At 66.9% G+C, this 20144-nt stretch carries 24 protein-coding genes and 1 tRNA gene; 16 read left to right on the top strand and 9 right to left on the bottom strand.

Annotated features, from left to right (window positions below; genetic code table 11):
• Positions 1-54 precede the first annotated feature (54 nt).
• From OK17_RS00595 to OK17_RS00585, 3 genes are all read left to right on the top strand, one after another.
• The gene (locus OK17_RS00595) at positions 55-1131 is read left to right on the top strand and encodes an NAD(P)H-binding protein (RefSeq protein WP_461416356.1); all 1077 of its coding nucleotides are present in this window, start codon (positions 55-57) and stop codon (positions 1129-1131) included.
• Between the two features lie 40 nt (positions 1132-1171).
• On the top strand, positions 1172-1879 hold the full coding sequence (locus OK17_RS00590) for a CPBP family intramembrane glutamic endopeptidase (RefSeq protein ID WP_232716702.1): 708 nt from the start codon (positions 1172-1174) through the stop codon (positions 1877-1879).
• A 240-nt stretch (positions 1880-2119) separates the two neighbouring features.
• Positions 2120-2194 (top strand) — tRNA-Val (locus tag OK17_RS00585).
• Positions 2195-2251: 57 nt separating this feature from the next.
• On the opposite strand, the gene OK17_RS00580 is transcribed toward OK17_RS00585, so the two are convergent.
• Positions 2252-2704, bottom strand: coding sequence for a hypothetical protein (locus tag OK17_RS00580; protein ID WP_461416355.1), 453 nt, complete (start codon positions 2702-2704; stop codon positions 2252-2254).
• Positions 2697-3335: an RNA polymerase sigma factor gene (locus tag OK17_RS00575; RefSeq protein ID WP_461416354.1), complete on the bottom strand. Its 639-nt coding sequence runs from the start codon at positions 3333-3335 to the stop codon at positions 2697-2699. The genes OK17_RS00580 and OK17_RS00575 overlap by 8 nt, the downstream gene beginning before the upstream one ends.
• Before the next feature lie 114 nt (positions 3336-3449).
• Between OK17_RS00575 and OK17_RS00570 the strand changes: the two genes are divergently transcribed.
• The 7 genes from OK17_RS00570 to OK17_RS00540 are packed head-to-tail and all read left to right on the top strand — an operon-like array spanning position 3450 to position 6277.
• Positions 3450-3959 (top strand): Asp23/Gls24 family envelope stress response protein, encoded by a 510-nt coding sequence (locus OK17_RS00570; RefSeq protein ID WP_461416353.1) that lies wholly within the window; start codon positions 3450-3452, stop codon positions 3957-3959.
• Positions 3956-4303 carry an Asp23/Gls24 family envelope stress response protein gene (locus OK17_RS00565; RefSeq protein WP_461416352.1) on the top strand — a complete coding sequence of 116 codons (348 nt, stop codon included), beginning with the start codon at positions 3956-3958 and terminating at the stop codon, positions 4301-4303. Before OK17_RS00570 ends, OK17_RS00565 begins: the two co-directional genes overlap by 4 nt.
• Positions 4300-4479 (top strand): DUF2273 domain-containing protein, encoded by a 180-nt coding sequence (locus OK17_RS00560; protein WP_232716662.1) that lies wholly within the window; start codon positions 4300-4302, stop codon positions 4477-4479. The genes OK17_RS00565 and OK17_RS00560 overlap by 4 nt, the downstream gene beginning before the upstream one ends.
• A complete protein-coding gene (locus OK17_RS00555) occupies positions 4472-4921 on the top strand; it encodes an Asp23/Gls24 family envelope stress response protein (protein ID WP_461416351.1) in 450 nt (149 codons plus the stop codon). The genes OK17_RS00560 and OK17_RS00555 overlap by 8 nt, the downstream gene beginning before the upstream one ends.
• Positions 4918-5502, top strand: coding sequence for a hypothetical protein (locus tag OK17_RS00550; RefSeq protein WP_461416350.1), 585 nt, complete (start codon positions 4918-4920; stop codon positions 5500-5502). The genes OK17_RS00555 and OK17_RS00550 overlap by 4 nt, the downstream gene beginning before the upstream one ends.
• A complete protein-coding gene (locus OK17_RS00545) occupies positions 5499-6047 on the top strand; it encodes a hypothetical protein (RefSeq protein ID WP_461416349.1) in 549 nt (182 codons plus the stop codon). The genes OK17_RS00550 and OK17_RS00545 overlap by 4 nt, the downstream gene beginning before the upstream one ends.
• Before the next feature lie 32 nt (positions 6048-6079).
• Positions 6080-6277, top strand: coding sequence for a CsbD family protein (locus tag OK17_RS00540; RefSeq protein WP_232716658.1), 198 nt, complete (start codon positions 6080-6082; stop codon positions 6275-6277).
• Between the two features lie 92 nt (positions 6278-6369).
• Here OK17_RS00540 and OK17_RS00535 read toward each other — a convergent pair whose 3' ends face one another.
• The 3 genes from OK17_RS00535 to OK17_RS00525 all read right to left on the bottom strand — a co-directional run bounded on the left by OK17_RS00535 (position 6370) and on the right by OK17_RS00525 (position 8072).
• Positions 6370-6852: a peroxiredoxin gene (locus tag OK17_RS00535; protein ID WP_232716657.1), complete on the bottom strand. Its 483-nt coding sequence runs from the start codon at positions 6850-6852 to the stop codon at positions 6370-6372.
• Entirely contained in the window at positions 6849-7277 is a 429-nt protein-coding gene (locus tag OK17_RS00530; protein ID WP_119032714.1) for a DUF3052 domain-containing protein, read from the bottom strand. Before OK17_RS00530 ends, OK17_RS00535 begins: the two co-directional genes overlap by 4 nt.
• Before the next feature lie 174 nt (positions 7278-7451).
• Positions 7452-8072: a hypothetical protein gene (locus tag OK17_RS00525; protein WP_119032715.1), complete on the bottom strand. Its 621-nt coding sequence runs from the start codon at positions 8070-8072 to the stop codon at positions 7452-7454.
• Between the two features lie 210 nt (positions 8073-8282).
• Between OK17_RS00525 and aceE the strand changes: the two genes are divergently transcribed.
• The 6 genes from aceE to OK17_RS00495 all read left to right on the top strand — a co-directional run bounded on the left by aceE (position 8283) and on the right by OK17_RS00495 (position 16785).
• Positions 8283-11111, top strand: coding sequence for a pyruvate dehydrogenase (acetyl-transferring), homodimeric type (gene aceE, locus OK17_RS00520; protein WP_461416348.1), 2829 nt, complete (start codon positions 8283-8285; stop codon positions 11109-11111).
• A gap of 74 nt (positions 11112-11185) precedes the next feature.
• Entirely contained in the window at positions 11186-12460 is a 1275-nt protein-coding gene (locus OK17_RS00515) for a PucR family transcriptional regulator (RefSeq protein WP_119032716.1), read from the top strand.
• A gap of 195 nt (positions 12461-12655) precedes the next feature.
• On the top strand, positions 12656-13564 hold the full coding sequence (locus tag OK17_RS00510; RefSeq protein ID WP_119032717.1) for an ACP S-malonyltransferase: 909 nt from the start codon (positions 12656-12658) through the stop codon (positions 13562-13564).
• 127 nt (positions 13565-13691) lie between these two features.
• Positions 13692-13994, top strand: a complete 303-nt coding sequence (gene acpM / locus OK17_RS00505; protein WP_006434904.1) for a meromycolate extension acyl carrier protein AcpM — start codon at positions 13692-13694, stop codon at positions 13992-13994.
• Complete coding sequence (locus OK17_RS00500) at positions 13994-15262, top strand: KasA/KasB family beta-ketoacyl-ACP synthase (RefSeq protein WP_119032718.1); 1269 nt, start codon at positions 13994-13996, stop codon at positions 15260-15262. The genes acpM and OK17_RS00500 overlap by 1 nt, the downstream gene beginning before the upstream one ends.
• 71 nt (positions 15263-15333) lie before the next feature.
• Positions 15334-16785, top strand: a complete 1452-nt coding sequence (locus OK17_RS00495; RefSeq protein WP_006867895.1) for an acyl-CoA carboxylase subunit beta — start codon at positions 15334-15336, stop codon at positions 16783-16785.
• Between the two features lie 229 nt (positions 16786-17014).
• On the opposite strand, the gene OK17_RS00490 is transcribed toward OK17_RS00495, so the two are convergent.
• From OK17_RS00490 to OK17_RS00475, 4 genes are all read right to left on the bottom strand, one after another.
• Positions 17015-17533, bottom strand: a complete 519-nt coding sequence (locus OK17_RS00490; protein ID WP_005200180.1) for a DUF3145 domain-containing protein — start codon at positions 17531-17533, stop codon at positions 17015-17017.
• Positions 17534-17660: 127 nt separating this feature from the next.
• Positions 17661-18479, bottom strand: coding sequence for a serine hydrolase domain-containing protein (locus tag OK17_RS00485; protein WP_232716656.1), 819 nt, complete (start codon positions 18477-18479; stop codon positions 17661-17663).
• A gap of 48 nt (positions 18480-18527) precedes the next feature.
• Positions 18528-19658: an NDMA-dependent alcohol dehydrogenase gene (locus tag OK17_RS00480; RefSeq protein WP_232716655.1), complete on the bottom strand. Its 1131-nt coding sequence runs from the start codon at positions 19656-19658 to the stop codon at positions 18528-18530.
• 178 nt (positions 19659-19836) lie between these two features.
• Positions 19837-20144 (bottom strand): AMP-binding enzyme (locus tag OK17_RS00475; RefSeq protein ID WP_461416347.1); only part of this gene is annotated, 308 nt, incomplete at its 5' end.

The following is a 20144-nucleotide window of genomic DNA, read 5'->3' as shown; positions in this document are numbered from 1 at the left end:
CCCGCTGACCTGCGGTTCCGACCGGATCGTCGAATATTCTCTACGGTCGAAGGCATGAGGCTACTCATCACGGGGGCGACCGGGTATGTGGGTTCCCGGCTCGTATGCGCATTGCTGAGGCAGGGTCACGAGGTCGTGGTGACGTCCAGAGACACCCGCAAACTGGACCGGTTCGGCTGGTCGGCAGACGTCACCAAGGTGGCCATGGACGCCGACGACCCGATCTCGGTCAAGAAGGCCATCTCCGACGCCGGGCGCGTCGACGCGATCTACTACCTGGTCCACGCGATCGGGCAGGCGGACTTCGCGAACGGCGATCGCGACGCGGCACGCAACGTCGCCGAGGCCGCGCGAGATGCCGGCGTCGGCCGGATCATCTACCTCGGCGGCTTCGTGCCGGGCGACGACAAACTCTCGTCGCATCTGCAGAGCCGCGCCGACGTCGCCGAGGGGCTCGTCATCGAGGACGGTCCGGAACTCGTCTGGCTGCGTGCGGCGGTGATCATCGGCGCCGGATCGACGTCGTTCGAGATCATCCGCTACATGGCCGACCGCCTGCCGGTGATCCCCGAACCCGACTGGATCACCAACGAGATGGACCCGATCTCCATCCGCGACGCCATCCACTACCTCGTCGCCGCGTGTGAGTCATCGCTTCCGCCAGGCGAATACGACATCTCCGGACCCGACCACGCGCGCTACATCTCGATCCTCCACGAGTACATCTCCGCGGTCCGCTTCCCGCGGTTGCGGCTCCCCGTCTTCGGGGTGAGCACCCGTCTCGCCGGCCGCCTCGGCGGCATGTTCGTGCCGGTCCCGGCGTCACTCACCGAGGAACTCGTGACGTCGTTGAACCACTCGATGACGGCGTCGGAGCACAGCATCCGCGAGCTGGTGCCACCACCCGAAGGTGGCCTGACACCGATGCGCGACGCCGTGCGCGCGTCCGTCGAATCCCCGTATCCCCGGTCCGTCTGCGATCTGCACGACCTGCACCATCTCGCCGACACCGATCCCGCGTGGGCCGGCGGCGACTGGTTGCGCGTCAAACGCCGCGCCGTCGGGACGATCGGTGGCACGCTGCGTGTGTCGGCGAAGATCGCCGGAGCTCTTCTGCCGACCCGTCCCTGACCGACCTGTGTCCGCTGACGACCGACCTAGGTGGTGACGACTGCTGGTGACTGCACTGGCTCGCGACCTCTACAACTCGATAGCACTGGATCGTGATCCCGATCCGGGTTCCCACTACGTACGACGCCGCTGGCTGGTCGGTGCCTTCCTCGTCATCGGGGCCGTCATGCTCGGCATCTCGCTGCGCGTGGAGCCCGGCGACACCGCCTTCTACCCGCTGACGGTCGGCATGGCCGTGGTGTGGATTGTCGGCGCCTTTGTCTCCGGTCCGCTGCGGCTCGGTGCCTATAGCCCGGTCGCCTCGCGTCCCCCGGACCGTCTCGGGGCCATCGGCCTGGGCACCGTCGTCGGTCTCGCGGTCGGTGCGGCGTTCGTCGTCGGTGGTCTGATCGCCCGGATGATCCCCGGCGTCAGCGACCTGGCGAACCAGGTGCTCGCCTTCGCCGACTACGGCAGCCTCGCCATCGTCACCGTGATCACCGTGGTCAACGGCCTCGCCGAGGAGCTGTTCTTCCGCGGGTCGGTCTACTCGGCGGCCCGCCCCCACAATCCGGTCCTGGTGTCGACGGTCATCTACGTGTTGGTCACCATGGCCAGCGGCAACGTGATGCTCGGCTTCGCCGGCGCCGTCCTGGGCACCGTCTGCGCGATTCTGCGTCGCAGCACCGCAGGCGTCCTCGCGCCCGCGATCACCCACGTGATCTGGGGCGCGATCATGGTGCTTGCGCTCCCGCCGATCTTCGCCTGAGTCCTCGACCGGCGAACCTCATCTCGACCTGCAGACGTCGACCGAAGTCTGCAGGTCGAAGTGAGGTTCGCCGGTCCCCCCTTCGTTCCCTGAGTAGCCCCGGAGCCTGCAGGTGGGCGTACCCCCCTCGCTCCCTGAGTAGCCCCGGAGCCTGCGGAGGGGCGTATCGAAGGGCAGTTTTGGGCGATCGACGCCGACCCGCTAGATTCGTTCTCGCAGGTGCCGAACGTGACGGCGCACGCGCGTATAGCTCAGCGGTAGAGCTCTGGTCTTACACACCAGCGGTCAGGGGTTCGAATCCCTTTGCGCGCACCACATCAGCCGATCCATGGCCCCAACCCGCGCTCAGCGCGGTTTCGAGCTGTAAAACGCTCAGTTGCTCAGCCATTCCCGCGTGTAGACGTCCTGCCAGCGAACCGCGATGTTCCGTCGCGCCTCAGCGCTGCTTTCGGGTCCGATCGTCTCGAGGAGGACGTCCTCGACGACGTCGCGCACCCGGTCGGACAGGGCGATGAGGTCGTCGGCGTAGCGCGCGATCAACCCGACGCGGATTCCGGTGATCGTGTCGTCGGCGCCGTCGACGGCCGCGAACACGACGAGGCGTCCGAGCTGCCGCCGGGTCCGGATCGCGATCATCTGTTTGACGACCGCGTCGGTGATCTTGATGCGCCGACCATCCGACGCCAACGCGCGGGCGGGTCGTCGAATTCGACTGAGTCCGGCGGAGATCGACGAGATCAACCTGTCGACGTCGCCGGGCGGATCGGCGAGTTGCCGGGTGGCGTCGACGAGCCAGGCATCGGTGAGGTCGTGTGCGTCAGGCATGGACCTCTCCTTCCCGCTCGTCCGAGTTCGGCCTCGATGATCTTTTTCCAGGGTCCCACGGCGCCAGGCGGGTGTGGAGGAATTTGCGGCTCCGTTGCAGGTGCCCGCGAACCGATCCCGTGCTGATGCGCAGCACCTGGGCTATCTCCTCGAGGGTAAGGCCCTCCACTTCCTTGAGCCACCAGGCGGCTCTCGAATTGGACGGCAGGTTGTCGAGTTCGGCGCGTAGCGCGTCGATCAACTCCTGCCGCTCGGCCTCCTCCACCGGAAGCGGGCCCGCGGCCTCGAGATCTGCGAAGCGCTCGTCGTCGAACGGCGTATCCCGGCGACGTCGGTGATGGTCAGCCGCCTTTCGATGTCCGATGGTGAAGACCCAGGTCCGGAACGTACTGCGGAACGCGAAGTTCGGCAGGCCCTTCCACGCGTGAAGCAGCGCTTCCTGCGTGAGGTCCTCTGCGGTCTGGGGGTCGTCGACCATTCGCCCCAGGTACCGGACCAATGGCGGCGTCACTCGGCGAACGAGCACCGCGAATGCCTCGGTGTCCCCGACCGCAGCCGCCCCGGCCAGCTCGTCGTCGCCCAGGTCGTCCAGGTCGATCGACTCTCTGTGAGCCGAATCACTCCAGTTCATGCGTGCAACTCCCCCCGTCCCACCCGACTCACCCTACAGACGGATTGCACAGAACCTTTGCGATAGCGCATCGGTGCGGTTCGCCCACGAGAACCTCGACCGAAGGAGAACGACATGGCTGCGAACTCGACCGGAACGGCCACCAAGGACGCCCCGACCGACGGCGACGCACGCAAGGCCACCGTGTCCTCGGACGCCGACGCGGCGACCGGCCGCGCCCTGGCCCGACGCGACACCACCGCAGACCGCGGCCGCACCTCGATCGCCGACGTCGTCGTCGCCAAGGTCGCCGGGATCGCCGCACGTGAGATCGACGGCGTCCACGACCTGGGTGGGACCACCGAGCGCGTGGTGGGCAAGGTGCGCGACGTCCTGCCCGGCACCTCGGTGAGCACCACTCAGGGCATCGAGGTCGAGGTCGGGGAACGTCAGGCCGCGGTCGACGTCTCGATCGTCGCCGAATACGGCGTCGCCATCCACCAGTTGGCCGCCGCGATCCGCCGCAATGTCATCTCCGCGATCGAGCAGATGACCGGTCTCGAGGTGACCGAGGTCAACGTCACCGTCCACGACATCGCGTTCGACGACGACGAACAGACCGACGACGCCCCCCGGGTCCAGTGACAACCGGGGATCTCCCCGAGGCACACGCGGAGAACTCGAGGCCACGAGACCCCGTCGACGACCTCGCCGATGCGGTCCTTGCCGTCCCCGGGGTGGCAGCACTCCACGGCGGGTTGCTCGGCGAAGTGGCCACCTATCTGCCCGGGCGACGCGTCGCCGGGATCGTGCTCGACGCCGACATCGGCGAAGTGCACATCGTCGCCGACATGTCCTTCGATCTGCAGACCGTGGCCGCCACTGTGCGAGACACCGCCGAACGCATCGCCGGACGCACATTTGCCGTCGTTGTCGAAGACATCGCGACCGGCCCCACTCCAACATCGAAAGAAGGTGACGCACAGTGAACAACGCGATCATCGGGATGTTCGTCGGACTACTGCTCGCACTCGCGGCGGTCGCCGGCGGCCTCGCCGGGTTCCTCCTCGCCCTCGCGCTCGGTGCGTTGGGACTCGTCCTCGGACTCAACCGCGACGGCACCATCGACCTGGGTGCGCTGCTGCGGAGCCGAGGACGTGGCTGAGTTGACGGCGCCCGCGGGCCCGGCCGGCACCCTCACGATCGAGGACCGGGTCATCGAACGGATCGCCACCCGCGCGGTCCTCGACATCCCCGGTGCCACAAGGCATCAGGGCACCGTCGGCTCGCTACTCGGCTCGACGGCCGGTCGCTCGATCCTCGGCACCGATCTTCCGCGCGCGACACTGCGGTCCTCCGGTACTGCGCTGCGGATCTCCCTGGACATCGCCCTCGTATGGCCATGCGCGGTCGCCGACGTGAGCCGCCGTACACGCGACCATGTCATCGACGAGGTCGAAAGGCTCACCGGCACAAGGCCGGTACGGGTGGACGTCACCGTGTGTCAGCTGGTCCCTCGCGGCGAGGTGCAACGCCGCAAGAGCGGGTTCATAGACCTACCCGCGTCACCTGAACAACCCGTGAGCGAAGGGGCGGTGCCGTCGTGACCCAGACCAGCACACAGACCGAATCGCATCGGGCCGAATCCGAGACCGCGACGCACCCGTTTACTCCCGCACGGCATCCCGGCGCGGCAATCGCCGGCGCCGTCCTCGGACTCGCACTCATCGGAGTGGGCGTCACCGCGATCCGCGACATCGCGGTGCAAGCCGAACTGCTCGACGGGCAGCAGTGGTCGCGCACCGCAGCGGACTGGATCGCCGAGCTGAGCTGGCAGGACTGGATGTGGCCGGCGGCGGCAGGTCTTCTCGTCGTCGGACTGGCACTGGTCTGGATCGCCGTCAAGCCACGGCAGCGATCGCATCTGCGCCTGACCGCTCCCGGCTTGTGGACCCGCCCGAGCGACCTGGCCCGCCGATGCAGTGCGGCGGTGACCGAACTACCCGGCGTCTACGACGCCGACACGATCGTCACCCGCCGCAAGGTGAAGGCCCTCGTTCAGGGACGTTCCTCGGTCGCCGACCGGGACCTGATCGCCTCGACACTCGAAGACGTCGTGTCCGTCCTCGAGTCGCCACCTCGTGTCGTTGTACGCCTTCGACTTCGGGACGGGAGGAAGGTCCGATGAACCGGCTACCGGCTTCTCTACACCGTCTGTCGGTGGCGCTCGTCGCGCTGACCATGATCGCTGTCGGCGGCGGCGCGATCGCCTGGCGCACGGACATCGACCCGGTGCACGAGTGGATCGACCGGGTCGACGAGACCGCGATCGAGCGTGCCACCGAACAAGCGTGGTGGCTGTGGGTGCTCGTCGCGGTGGCGGTCGTCGCGCTGGGGTGGGGATTGCTGTTGATCTCCACCAACATCGCCCCGCGAGCGGTCGACGACATCGAACTCCCGGACTCCGACGAGACCGGCGTCCTCACCATCGCACCGAAGTTGATCGCGTCCGCGGTCACCGCCGAGCTGGAGGGTAACCCCCTCTTGAACAAGGTGTCCGCCACGGCGATCGACGATCGTGCCCGCAGCATCATCCGGGTCGTGGTCACCGCCCGGCCCAACCGCTCCTACGACGAGATCAACGCTCCGGTCGAGGCGGCCGTGGATTCGATCACCACAGCTCTCGGAAGGTCGGACGTGCATGTGCAGGCGTTCGTCCACTTCGAGAAGTGAAGAAGCCGATCAACAAAGAGAAGGAGAGAGAAATGGGATTGAACGACAAGGTCAGCAACAAGGTCGAGGACCTCGGCGGCAAGGCCAAGGAGGCGGCAGGCGACGTCACCGGTGACGATCAGCTGAAGAACGAGGGCAAAGGGGACCAGCTCTCGGCCGCGGTCAAGGACGGCGCCGAGAAGGTGAAGGACGCCGCCGAGAACATCAAGGACAAACTGACCGGCAACTGACTCCCCAGCAACCGTGCCGGGTCGCCTACGGGCGGCCCGGCACTTTCATAGCCCCACCCGCGCCCAGCGCGACTGGGAGCTGTGAATCGAGATCAGCCGGCAGCGCCGAGAGCTTTGTCCCAGACGTTGTTCTCCCGCACCTCGCCCGGCCCGACCATGTCGGCGTAGACGATGACGCCCTCGCGGTTGACGAGGAAGGTGCCGCGGTTCGCGTACCCGCGATCGGAGTTGAACACGCCATAGGCTTTGGCGACCTCGCCGTGCGGCCAGAAGTCCGACAGCAGCGGGAACAGGAAGCCCTGTGCCGCCGACCAGACCTTGTGCGTCGGGGAGGGACCCACCGAGATCGTCACGGTGGTCACGTCGTCGTTCTCGAAACGTGGCTGCTGGTCGCGGATGTAGCCCAGCTCGCCCTGGCAGGTGCCGGTGAAGGCGAGCGGGAAGAAGACCACGAGCACGTTGCGCTCGGCACGCAACGCGCTCAGGGACACGAGCTGGTTGTTCTGATCCCGGAGTTCGAAATCAGGTGCCTGGTCACCGACGCTCAGCGGCGCGGTGGGCAGAGCATCGCTCATGCTTTCTTGCCCGAGCGTGCCTTGGGCTGGACGAGTCGGGCTGCCGACCAATCCCCCAGGCTGATCGCCGATGTCTGGGTGAGGCCCGCAGTGGGGGCCGCCTCGGCGATCTCGCTCGGATCCACGTATCCCGGTTGCCCGGTCTTGGGCGAGAACACCCACACGTATCCGTCTTCGGCAAGCGGTCCGATGGCGTCCATCAGCGCGTCGACGAGGTCTCCGTCGCCTTCGCGCCACCAGAGGACGACGACGTCGACGACGTCGTCGGCATCCTCATCGACCATCTCGGCATCGATTGCGTCCTCGATGGCGGCTCGGAGCTCGTCGTCCGTGTCCTCATCCCAGCCGACTTCCTGCACGACCAAGCCGGCCTTGAAGCCCAGTTTTTGGGCGTTGCTGCCCGTACCGTCTGTGGCGGCTACCACCGCGCGTGACCTCCTGAGGGTGATGGGACGTTCTTTCCGTCGCCGTTGTGTACATCGGTGTACGCCAACTCGCTTGTCAGCATAGGCAACAGCCTAGAGCCTCACATTGCAAGCCGACCTACGTCACTCGATTTCGGGCGTTTCTTTTTCACCGACCGCACCACCGGAAATCGCTCAACGCCCGGGGCTCGTCGGCGCCGGGGTGGTGGTGACCGAGGAACGGGGCGTCGCCGACGACGCCGCCGGCACCGGCGTGTACTCACCGCACACCTCGAGCAGACGCGCCTTGTCACGTGTCCACTGCCCGGACACCGGGTTGAGTTCGGTGCGCTGCTCCTTGCGGATCGCGTTCTCGAGCCGCGCCGTCGAGTCGAGGAACGTCCGCGCCGGCGTCGCGACGTCGACGGGCGCACTCTCGGTGATCTTCGGACGGATCTGATCGGCACCGGCGATCAGGCTCGCCCGCGCCTTGTCGGCGAGATCCCCGACCTCCGGATACGAATGCGTCGTGTTGAGCCGCTTGATGAAGGTGTTGTAGCCGCGCACCATCACGACCATCGACGACATCGACTCCCGACAGAGTTCGACGCCCTCGGTCCGCACCTGCGCGGCTGCCGACGCCGACACCTCCGACCGATAGATCGCCACCTCACCGGGTGCCGCGACACCCGTACCCCCGACCGTGGACGTACACGCCGACAACATGATTCCCCCGAATGCCATGCCGACGATCACGCTCGTCCGGACACCCCTGTGTCCTGTGCGGCCGGGCCCGGCCTCCCCTGTGCCCAGCATCGTCCTCCCCCTACTCGTCAGTAACGCTGCAAGGAAGCTACAGCACCTTTCCGGTCGCGGCAGCCTACCCGGATCCGCCCGGTGCCAAGCCACCTCACATGGGGCACGATGAGGGGTGACACCGCACAACAAAAGGAGTTGCGGTGTCGTACACCATGCAGCCGGACCACCACCCCCGAGTCCGGCCTGTCAGAGGGAGTAGGCATCACCGTGACCGACCAGATGGACCAGGCGACGCAGGACACGATTCCCAGCGAGCACGCCGGCCCGGGCTCCAACGGACGTGCTGCCGGACGAAGCGGACACCGCGTCCGCGTCATCCGCGAAGGCGTCGCGTCCTATCTGCCCGACATCGACCCCGACGAGACCGCCGAGTGGCTCGACTCGTTCGACGCCCTGCTCGACGCCGCCGGCCCCGGCCGCGCCCGCTACCTGATGTTGCGGCTGCTCGAGCGCGCCGGTGAGAAGCGGGTCTCGATCCCCGCACTCACCTCCACTGACTACGTGAACACCATCCCCACCGAGGCGGAACCGTGGTTCCCCGGTGACGAGGAGGTCGAGCGCCGCTTCCGTCAGATGATCCGCTGGAACGCCGCGATCATGGTGCATCGCGCCCAGCGGCCGGGAGTCGGTGTGGGCGGCCACATCTCGACGTACGCGTCGTCGGCGTCGCTGTACGAGGTCGGCTTCAACCACTTCTTCCGCGGCAAGAACCACTCCGGCGGCGGCGACCAGATCTTCATCCAGGGCCACGCCTCCCCCGGCATCTACGCCCGCGCCTACCTCGAGGGCCGCATCGACGAGGCCCGCATGGACGGGTTCCGTCAGGAGCACAGCCACGCCGGCGAGGGCGGCGGACTGCCGTCGTACCCGCACCCGCGCCTGATGCCCGACTTCTGGGAGTTCCCGACCGTGTCGATGGGCCTCGGCCCGATGAACGCGATCTACCAGGCGCGCTTCAACCACTACCTGCACGACCGCGGCATCAAGGACACCTCCGACCAGCACGTGTGGGCGTTCCTCGGCGACGGCGAGATGGACGAGCCGGAATCGCGCGGCTTCGCCAGCTTCGCGGCCACCGAGGGCCTCGACAACCTGACCTTCGTCATCAACTGCAACCTGCAGCGCCTCGACGGTCCGGTGCGCGGCAACGGCAAGATCATCCAGGAGCTGGAGTCGTTCTTCCGCGGTGCCGGCTGGAATGTCATCAAGGTCATCTGGGGCCGCGAGTGGGATGCACTGCTGCACGCCGACCGTGACGGCGCCCTGGTCAACCTGATGAACACGACGCCCGACGGCGACTACCAGACCTACAAGGCCAACGACGGCGCGTTCGTCCGCGAACACTTCTTCAACCGCGACCCGCGGACCAAGGAACTCGTCAAAGACCTCTCCGACGCCGAGATCTGGAACCTCAAGCGCGGTGGCCACGACTACCGCAAGATCCACGCCGCCTACGCCGCCGCGATGACCCACAAGGGCCAGCCGACGGTCATCCTGGCGCACACGATCAAGGGCTACACGCTCGGCAAGCACTTCGAGGGCCGCAACGCGACCCACCAGATGAAGAAGCTGACGCTCGACGACCTCAAGGCCTTCCGCGACAGCACGCGCATCCCGATCAGCGACGAGCAGCTCGAGAAGGATCCGTACCTGCCGCCGTACTACCACCCCGGCAAGGATTCCCCGGAGCTCCAGTACATGCTGGACCGCCGCAAGACCCTCGGCGGCTTCCTGCCGAGCCGGCGCACCGAGTCCAAGGTGCTCAAGGCCGACACCTCCTCGGCGCTGAAGGCCACCGCGAAGGGTTCGGGCAAACAACAGGTCGCGACCACCATGGCACTGGTCCGCGTCTTCAAGGATCTGTTGCGCGACAAGGAGATCGGCAAGCGGATCGTGCCGATCATCCCCGACGAGGCCCGCACCTTCGGTATGGACTCGTGGTTCCCGACCCTGAAGATCTACAACCGCAACGGACAGCTCTACACCTCGGTCGACGCCGAGCTGATGCTCGCGTACAAGGAGAGTTCCGAGGGCCAGATCTTGCACGAGGGCATCAACGAGGCCGGCTCGGCAGCCAGTTTCGCCGCCGTCGGCACGTCGTACTCGACGCACGACGAGCCGATGATCCCGCTGTACATCTTCTATTCGATGTTCGGTTTCCAGCGCACCGGCGACAGCTTCTGGGCGGCCGCCGACCAGATGGCGCGCGGCTTCGTCATCGGCGCCACCGCCGGACGTACGACGCTCACCGGTGAGGGTCTGCAGCATGCCGACGGCCACTCGCCGCTGCTCGCCGCCACCAACCCGGCCGTCGTCGCGTACGACCCGGCGTTCGCCTACGAACTCGGCCACATCATCGACGACGGCCTGACGCGCATGTACGGCGAGGACCCGGAGAACGTCTTCTACTACATCACCGTCTACAACGAGCCGATCAGCCAACCGGCGAAGCCCGAGAGCGTCGACCACGAGGGCATCGTCAAGGGCGGATACCTGTTCCAGAAGGCACCGGAGAACAAGGAGTACCCGGCCAACATCCTGGTCTCCGGCATCACGATGCCCGACGCACTGCGTGCGTCCGAGCTGCTAGCCGAGGAGTGGAACGTCGGCGCCAACGTGTACTCGGTGACGTCGTGGAGCGAGCTGGCCCGCGACGGTATCCGCGCCGACCGGCAGGCACTGCGCGATCCGGGTAGCGAGCCCGCGCCCGCCTACCTGACCGAGCTGATGGCCGACGCGGCCGGACCGTTCGTCGGCGTCAGCGATTACATGCGCGGCGTCCAGGAGCAGATCCGCGCCTACCTGCCCGGCACGTACCTGACGCTGGGCACCGACGGGTTCGGCTTCTCCGACACCCGGCCGGCGGCACGCCGCTTCTTCAACGTCGACGCCGAGTCGATCGCGGTCGCGGTGCTGGTCGCGCTCGCCCGCGACGGTCACATCGACATGTCGGTGGCCAAGCAGGCCGCGGACAAGTACAAGATCGACGACGTCGCTGCCGCTCCGGAGCAGACCGGCGATCCCGGCGTGGCCTAGTCCGACACCGAACCGCCGCACCCGGGGAGACCGACGATCCCGGCGCGGCGGTTTCCGGGGACTAGATTGAGAGCGTGTCCGACGCGCGAGTGAATCAGCCCACAACACCACCGGCTGACGTGTTCGGTGAGCGGGGTGCCCATGTACCGGCCCCCGCCACCGTGCACGACGCGCTACCGGACACGCTCCTGCGTCGGGTCAAGCAGTACAGCGGCCGCCTCGCCACCGAGGCGGTCCACTCCATGCAGGATCAGCTGCCCTACTTCGGCGACCTCGACGCCGCGCAGCGCGCGAGTGTTCAGCTCGTCGTGCAGACGGCGGTGGTGAACTTCGTCGAGTGGATCCAGGATCCCGAGGGCAACGTGAAGTTCACGGTCCAGGCCTTCCAGGTGGTGCCGCAGGACCTCGCCCGACGCATCACGCTGTTGCAGACCGTCGAGATGGTCCGCGTGGCGATGGAGTTCTTCGAGAAATGGCTGCCGCTGCTCGCCCGCAACGACGCCCAGCTCCGAGCGCTCACCGAGTCGGTCCTGCGCTACGGACGAGAGATCGGTTTCGCGGCCGCCGCGATCTACGCATCGGCCGCGGAATCCCGCGGCGCCTGGGACTCCCGACTCGAGGCCCTGGTCGTCGACGCCGTGGTCCGCGGCGACACCGGTCCTCAGCTCCTCTCCCGCGCGGCAGCCCTGAACTGGGACTCCGACGCCCCGGCGACCGTGATCGTCGGAACCCCGCCGCCCGAGCAGAACGTGTCGGTGCCGCTGGCCATCCACAACACGGCCCGTCAGTTCGACCGGTCGGCTCTATCTGTGGTCCAGGGTTCGGTGCTCGTCGCCATCGTCAGCGGTCCCGCCCGCCCCACGGAGAAGTTCGTCTCGGCTCTTCTCTCCCACTTCGCCGACGGGCCGGTGGTCATCGGACCGACCATGCCGAACCTCGGGAGCGCCCATGCCAGCGCGGCCGAGGCCATGGCGGCGATCGAGGCGGTGGTGGGCTGGCCGAGTGCACCCCGCCCGGTCCACAGCCTCGAACTGCTACCCGAACGAGCCCTCAACGGTGACGAATCGGCGGTCGCTGCACTGGTCGAATCGGTGGTCCGTCCGCTCTCCGCAGGGGGCACCACGCTGACCACGACGCTCGAGGCCTACCTCGACTCTGGCGGATCGGTCGAATCCTGCGCGCGCGTTCTGTACATACATCCAAATACTGTCCGGTACAGACTGAAGAAAATTGCGGAAATCACACGACGCGATCCGACAAATCCACGAGATGCGTATGTACTACGGATCGCGACGACTGTCGGTCGTCTGACACACTTACGGCACAAAACGGACTCTCCTGCACCATGAGTCACACGCGCCACATGTCCGATTCGGGATTTATGCTGATAGGAGCCTTAAGAGCACGTTTCGGTAACGAATCTCAGCCTGATGACGAAGCAGGTGACACTGAGGTCAAGTTTGTGGGAACCCCACAAAACCCGGCGACAAGGTTCATGCTTCTCTACACCCACATAGGGCGAGCAAAGGGTGTTCTCTGGTCACGTGCTTTCGTTGCTTGCTCCCGGCCAGGGTTCCCAGACACCCGGCATGCTCACGCCGTGGCTCGACCTGCCCGGCAACCGTGATCAGATCGCCACGTGGTCCAAGCTCACTCAACTGGACTTGGAAAGACTCGGCACCACCGCCACCGCAGAGGAGATCACCGACACCGCGGTGACCCAGCCGCTGGTCGTCGTCGCCGCCCTCCTCGCCTTCGACGAGGTCCGCAAGAACGGTGAACTGCCCGCCGACGCGGTCGTCGCCGGCCACTCGGTCGGTGAGCTCGCCGCCGCCGCCATCACCGGCGTCATCTCGGCCGACGAGGCCGTCACCCTCGCCGCCATCCGCGGCGCGGAGATGGCCAAGGCCTGCGCGCTCGTGCCGACCACCATGGCCGCCGTCCTCGGTGGCGACGAAGCCGCCGTGCTCGCACGCCTCGAGGAACTCGAACTCGTCCCCGCCAACCGCAACGCGGTCGGCCAGATCGTGGCGGCGGGCGCCGTCGAGAAGATCGACGAGCTCATCGCCAACCCGCCGGAGAAGGCCCGTATCCGCAAGCTCGCGGTCGCCGGCGCCTTCCACACCCACTTCATGGCCCCGGCGCAGGACTCGGTCGCCGCCGCGGCCGCGAAGATCACGCCGGCCGACCCGAATCGCACGCTGCTGTCCAATTCGGACGGTCAGCCTGTAACGAATGGCGCCGATGCACTGACAAAACTGGTAGGCCAGGTCACCAGGCCGGTCCGCTGGGATCTCTGCTCGGCGTACCTGCGGGACAACTCGGCCACCGCCGTCGTGGAACTGCCGCCGGCGGGCACGCTCGTGGGGATCGCCAAGCGTGAGCTGAAGGGCACCCCATCGCTGGCTCTCAAGGAGCCCGGCGACATCGCGAAGATCGCAGAACTTGGATAGCGGTCGCGGTTAGTCCGCGACCCCCGGAAGATCGGTGCCCGACGCCGATCTGTCCAAGCGCGCGGACCGACCCGGTCCGTCAGACGCTCCGGAATTCATCAACCCGAACACGAAAGGGAACCACACAGTGGCTGCCACCCAGGAACAACTCATTGCCGGCATCGCCGAGATCATCGAGGAAGTCACCGGCATCGAGCCGTCCGAGGTGACCCTCGAGAAGTCGTTCGTCGACGACCTCGACATCGATTCGCTGTCCATGGTCGAGATCGCCGTCCAGACCGAGGACAAGTACGGCGTGAAGATCCCCGATGAGGACCTCGCCGGTCTGCGCACCGTCGGCGACGCCGTCTCGTACATCCAGAAGCTCGAGAGCGAGAACCCCGAGGCTGCGGCTGCCATCAAGGCCCAGGTCGAGGCAGACCAGAACTGATGAGCTCCCCCTCCCTCCGCGACTACTCGACGCTGGGTGGGAACTTCCCGAGCGTGGTCGTCACCTCCATGGTGGCGACCACCTCGCTCGGCGAGGATCTCGACTCGACGTGGAAAAACCTGCTGGCGGGTGAGTCGGGCATCCGCGAGCTGACCGACGAGTTCATCACCAAGTACAACCTGCCGGTGCGCATCGGCGGTCGACTGCTCAAGGATCCGTCCGAAGAGGTCACGCGAGTCGAATCTCGTCGGATGGCCTACGTCGAGCGCATCGCCCACGTGCTGAGCAAGCGTCTCTGGACGCAGGCCGGCGAGCCCGAGGTCGATCCCGACCGTCTGGCCGTCGTCATCGGCACCGGCCAGGGTGGCGGCGACGCGATGATCGACGCCGTCAAGGCCATGGAAGGCACCGGCAACTACCGCAAGGTGTCCCCGCTGGCCGTCTCGATGGCCATGCCCAACGGCCCGGCTGCCGTCGTCGGCCTGAACATCGGCGCCCGCGCCGGCGTCATCACCCCGGTCTCGGCGTGCTCGTCGGGTGCCGAGGCGATCGCACACGCATGGCGCCACATCGTCATGGGTGACGCCGACATGGTCGTCACCGGTGGCGTCGAGGGACACATCGACGCAGTGCCGATCGCGGCGTTCTCGATGATGCGTGCCATGAGCACCCGCAACGAGGACCCCGCTGCCGCCTCTCGTCCGTTCGACAAGGACCGCGACGGCTTCGTCTTCGGCGAAGGTGCCGCGATGCTCATCCTCGAACGCGAGGAGCACGCTCGGGCCCGCGGTGCGCACATCCACGCACGCCTGCTCGGTTCCGGCATCACCTCCGACGGCTTCCACCTGGTTGCCCCGGACCCCAGCGGTCAGGGCAACGCTCGCGCGATGACGCGGGCCCTGCAGACCGCCGGTCTCCAGAAGTCCGACATCACCCACATCAACGCGCATGCGACGTCGACCCCGATCGGCGACACCGCCGAGGCAGCGGGCATCACCGCCGCCATCGGTCAGCACGCCGCGATCTATGCGCCGAAGTCCGCTCTCGGACACTCGATCGGTGCGGTGGGTGCGCTCGAGTCGGTCCTGACCATCAAGAGCGTCGAGGAAGGCGTCATCCCGCCGACCCTCAACCTCGAGAACCAGGACCCGGAATGCGACATCGACGTCGTCCACGGTGAACCCCGTTACGGACAGATCGACTACGCGATCAACAACTCGTTCGGTTTCGGTGGGCACAACGTGGCGCTCGCCTTCGGTCGCTACTGAGCGTCGGCTTTTCGCCGATCTCGGTAGTGCCTGAGACGAACCACGCCCCGACACCCTGGTAGGAGACTGCGATGACGACCTTGGCCCCCATGGCCGGCCACGAAGAAGCCGCCGATCCCCGCGACCCACTGTTGCGGCTGACGAACTTCTTCGACGAAGGCACCATGTCGTTGCTGCATCCTCGCGACAAGTCCGGTGTCCAGGCCGCTGTCGGCCTGGTGAACGGCGTTCGCACGGTCTCCTACTGCACCGATGGCACCGTCATGGGTGGTGCCATGGGTGTCGTCGGGTGTGCTCACATCGTCAACGCCATCGACACCGCCATCTCCGAGCAGGCGCCGGTCATCGGCATCTGGCACTCGGGTGGCGCCCGCCTCGCCGAGGGTGTCGAGGCGTTGCACGCCGTGGGTCAGGTCTTCGAGGCGATGGTCCGGGCCTCCGGATACATCCCGCAGATCTCCGTGGTCGTCGGCTTCGCCGCCGGCGGCGCGGCCTACGGGCCCGCCCTCACCGACATCGTGATCATGGCTCCGGCCGGTCGCGTCTTCGTCACCGGACCCGATGTGGTCCGCAGCGTCACCGGCGAGGACGTCGACATGGAGTCGCTCGGCGGCCCCACCACCCACGGCAAGAAGTCCGGTGTCTGCCACATCGTGGCCGACTCCGAGCCCGACGCCCTGTGGCGCGCACGACGCCTCGTCTCGACGTTCAGCCGGCAGGGCCACTTCAACCGTGAGCTGGCCGCCGCCGGCGACACCGACCTCAAGGCCCTGCTGCCCGAATCCGCCCGCCGCGCCTACGACGTCCACCCGGTCGTCGAGAAGCTGCTCGACACCGCTCTTGCCGCCGACGGCGAGACCGAGATCTCCAGTTTCGAAGAGCTGCAGGCCAAGTGGGCGCCGAACATCGTCATCGGGTTCGGCCGGTTGTCCGGTCGCAGTGTCGGCGTGATCGCCAACAACCCACTGCGCATGGGCGGCTGCCTCAACTCGGAGAGCGCTGAGAAGGCCTCCCGGTTCGTCCGCCTCTGCGACGCCTTCGGCATCCCCCTCATCGTCCTCACCGACGTCCCCGGTTACCTGCCGGGCGTCGGACAGGAGTGGAACGGTGTCGTCCGACGCGGCGCCAAGCTCCTCCACGCCTTCGCCGAGTGCTCGGTCCCCCGCGTCACCCTGGTGACCCGGAAGATCTACGGCGGCGCCTACATCGCCATGAACTCGCGGGCGCTCGGCGCCACCGCCGTGTTCGCCTGGCCCGGTTCCGAAGTCGCCGTCATGGGCGCCAAGGCCGCCGTCGGCATCCTGCACAAGAAGGCCCTCGCCGCCGCTCCCGACGACGAGCGCGAAGCCCTCCACGACCGACTGGCCGCCGAACACGAGGCCATCGCCGGCGGTGTGGGACGCGCCCAGTCGATCGGCGTCGTCGACGAGATCATCGACCCGGCCCGCACACGCAGCATCATCGCCGAAGCACTTGCGGCCGCACCCGCCCGACGCGGCCGCCACAAGAACATCCCGCTCTGATCAGCGGACGTCCAGACGAAGAACGCCACCGGTTCTCACCGGTGGCGTTTCTCGTGTGTCCCTGAGCTCGCGGGACTGTTCACCGCGCTCCCTGGGAAGTCTGTATTCTCCGCAGCGTCAGGAGGATTCCCACTTCTCGCCTCGGCCAAACCGCGTCGCGCGCCTGCCGAGCGTGTCGCTCCTCACTCCTCGGTAACGTCATCACGCTCCCCGAGGAGCGACCGGAGCACTAACCGACGCGCTGCTGCAGCCAGGTGACCTCGGCCCCGGCACCGCCCATGCGGTACTGCTCGAGGGCGTCATCCCAGGCCGTGCCGAGAGCGGCTTCGAGTTCGCCGGCGAGACCGGCGCTGTCGGGCTGGGATTCGATCATCGAACGCAGCTGGTTCTCGCCGATGATGACATCGCCGTTGGCGCTGGTCGATCCGCGCCAGAGTCCCAGACCCGGCACGTAGCTGTAGCGCTCACCGTCGACGCCCTCGCTCGGGTTCTCGGTGACCTCGAAACGCAGCGCCGACCATTCACGCAGAGCGGTCACCAGACGTGCCGCCGTCCCGACCGGCCCTGCCCAGTCGACAGTCGCACGCTGCATACCCGGTTCGGCGTCCTGTGCCGACCATTTCAGGTTCGCGCGTGCATTCAGGGTCGACGACAGAGCCCACTCCACATGCGGGCACAGCGCCACCGGCGCCGAGTGGATGTAGACCACTCCTGTTGTCATGTCCGCAAACTGGTTCAGATTGCGCACCTTTTCACCTCCGTTGTCGACGAGGAACGTCTTCCCCAACACACCTCGCGACTTCGGATATCACACTCGTGGGATTCATTGTGCCCCATGATGCGCGTGTTGCGCTAGTTTCTCGTGCGAGAAAGGTTCATTTCTGTGACGAAAGTTCACTGACGACTCGGTCATTGAACTCGGTCCACAGCGGTTTCGCCCACGGTCCGAAAGCACGGTCGGTGAGGACGACGCATGCTGCCTGCAGTTCCGGATCGACCCAGAGGAAGGTGCCGGCCTGACCGAAATGGCCGAAGGTCAGGGGCGAGTTCGCCGTACCGGTCCAGTGCGGGGACTTCTCGGCTCGGATCTCGAATCCGAGTCCCCAATCGTTGGGGCGGTGCCTGCCGTAGCCCGGCACAAAGCCGTCGAGTCCCGGGAACTGGACCGATGTCGCATCGGCGAGGGTCTCCGCTGCAAGCAGTCGGGGCTCGAGCAGGTCCTGTGCGAAACGCGCCAGATCGGCGGCAGTGGACCGCGCCCCATGGCCGGCAGGCCCGTACAGCTCGGTGGACTCCATGCCTAGCGGCGCGCAGACGGCGTCGGCCAGGTACTCCGCGAAGCCGATGCCCGCGGCCTGTTCCACCGTCTCGGCCAGGATCTCGAAACCCGCGCTCGAATAGATGCGCTTCTCCCCCACCCCGGCCTCGATGTCTCGCGAGTCGAAGGCGAGTCCAGACGCGTGGGCGAGAAGATGCCGGATGGTCGCCCCGGGAGGCCCGGCCGGATCGTCGAGTTCGACGGCCCCCTCTTCGACGGCCACCAGAATCGCCTCGGCGACCAGGAGTTTGGTGACCGAGGCGAGTTCGTAGACGCGAACGGGGTCGCCGAATTCCTCGGCGACCCCGTCGCGGGTGATGATCGCCGCCGACACATTGTCGACGGGCCATTCAGTCAGAGATTCAAGGACCGACACATCGGGTCACGTTACCCGTGCACGCGTGCCGGCCGGTGGGCACAGGGCTCACCAATCCTCTTCGGTGTAGCGGATGACGCCACGGATGTTGCGGCCGTCCAGCATGTCCTGGTAGCCCTCGTTGATCTGGTCCAGGCGGTACTGGCGGGTGATCATGTCGGCGATGTTGAGCTTGCCGATCTTGTACATCGACAGCAGCTGCGGGATGTCGAGCTTCGGGTTGGCGCCGCCGAAGATGGAGCCCTGCAGGTTCTTCTGCAGCAGCGTCAGCATCGCGAGGTTCAGCGTCACGTCACTCTCGAGCATGTTGCCCATACCGGTCAGCACGCAGGTGCCGCCCTTGGCGGTGATGCCCATCCACGAGTCGACGTCCTTGCCGTGGACCTCACCGACGGTGACGACCACCTTCTGGCACATACCGCCGTGGGTGGTCTCCGCGATGGCCATGGCGGCCTCTTCGATCGACGCGAATGCCGCGGTGGCACCGAACTTCAGCGCCTGCTCGCGCTTCCACTCCACCGGATCGATGGCGAACACGTTGCGGGCACCCGAGATGACGGCACCCTGGAGGGCTGCCGTACCGACGCCACCGACGCCGACGATCGCCACGTCCTCGCCGGGACGGACGTCACCGCTGCGGGTCGACGAGCCGTAACCGGTGGGGATGCCGCAACCGCACAGGGCCGCGATCTCGAACGGGATGTCCTTGTCGATCTTCACCGCCGACGCCTCGTGGACGACCATGTAGGGCGCGAAGGTGCCCAGCAGGGTCATCGGGTAGACGTTCTCACCGGCTGCGGTGTGGATGCGGAAGGTGTTGTCCGACACCGCTTCGCCCTGCAGCAGCATGGCGCCGAAGTCGCACAGGTTGGCCATGCCCGACTGGCACGACGGACACTTGCCGCACGACGGGATGAACGACAGCACAACGTGGTCGCCGACCTCGAAGTCGGTGACGCCCTCGCCGACCTCGGCCACGACACCCGCGCCCTCGTGGCCACCCAGGATCGGGAAGCCGGCCATCGGGATGCCGCCGGTCATCAAGTGATGGTCGGAGTGGCACATGCCCGCCGCTTCCATCTTGATCTTGATCTCGTGCGCCTTGGGGTCGCCGATCTCGATCTCCTCGATCGCCCACGGCTTGTTGTGCTCGCGCAGTAGCGCGCCCTTTGTCTTCACTGGTCTCCTCCGTTCGAACCCGGCAACAATCTCGCCCCGGGAAGTCCATCGAGCGACGTCGCCGCCGCTTGTGACTGTAGTCACTCAATCACAAAAGTGAAACGTGTTCTAGTCTGTGTTCCATCGGTCGGCTCACACGGCGCATCTCCGAATCCGGCGCCGCGACACCGCGACCGGGTCAGTCGGCCAGACCGGCGTCCTTGGAGCCGTAGCTCGCCCGCAGGGTCGGCTTGACGACCTTGCCGCCGGCGTTGCGCGGCAGCTCGTCGACGATGACCAGGTCCTTGGGGTGCTTGAAGCGGGCCAGGTTCTCGTTCAGGTACGGCTCGAGGTCGGCCAGGGTCAGGTCGGCGACCCCCTCGGCGAGGACGACGACCGCGACCGGGACCTCGCCCCACTTCTCGTGCGCACGTCCGATGATGGCGGCCTCGCTGATGCTCGGGTGTCCGAACAGCGCGTTCTCGACCTCGGCGCAGTAGATGTTCT

It is taken from the genome of Gordonia sp. GN26, from assembly GCF_054823965.1.
The sequence above is the reverse complement of the archived record's forward strand: the minus strand, read 5'-3'. Positions and strand labels throughout refer to the sequence as shown.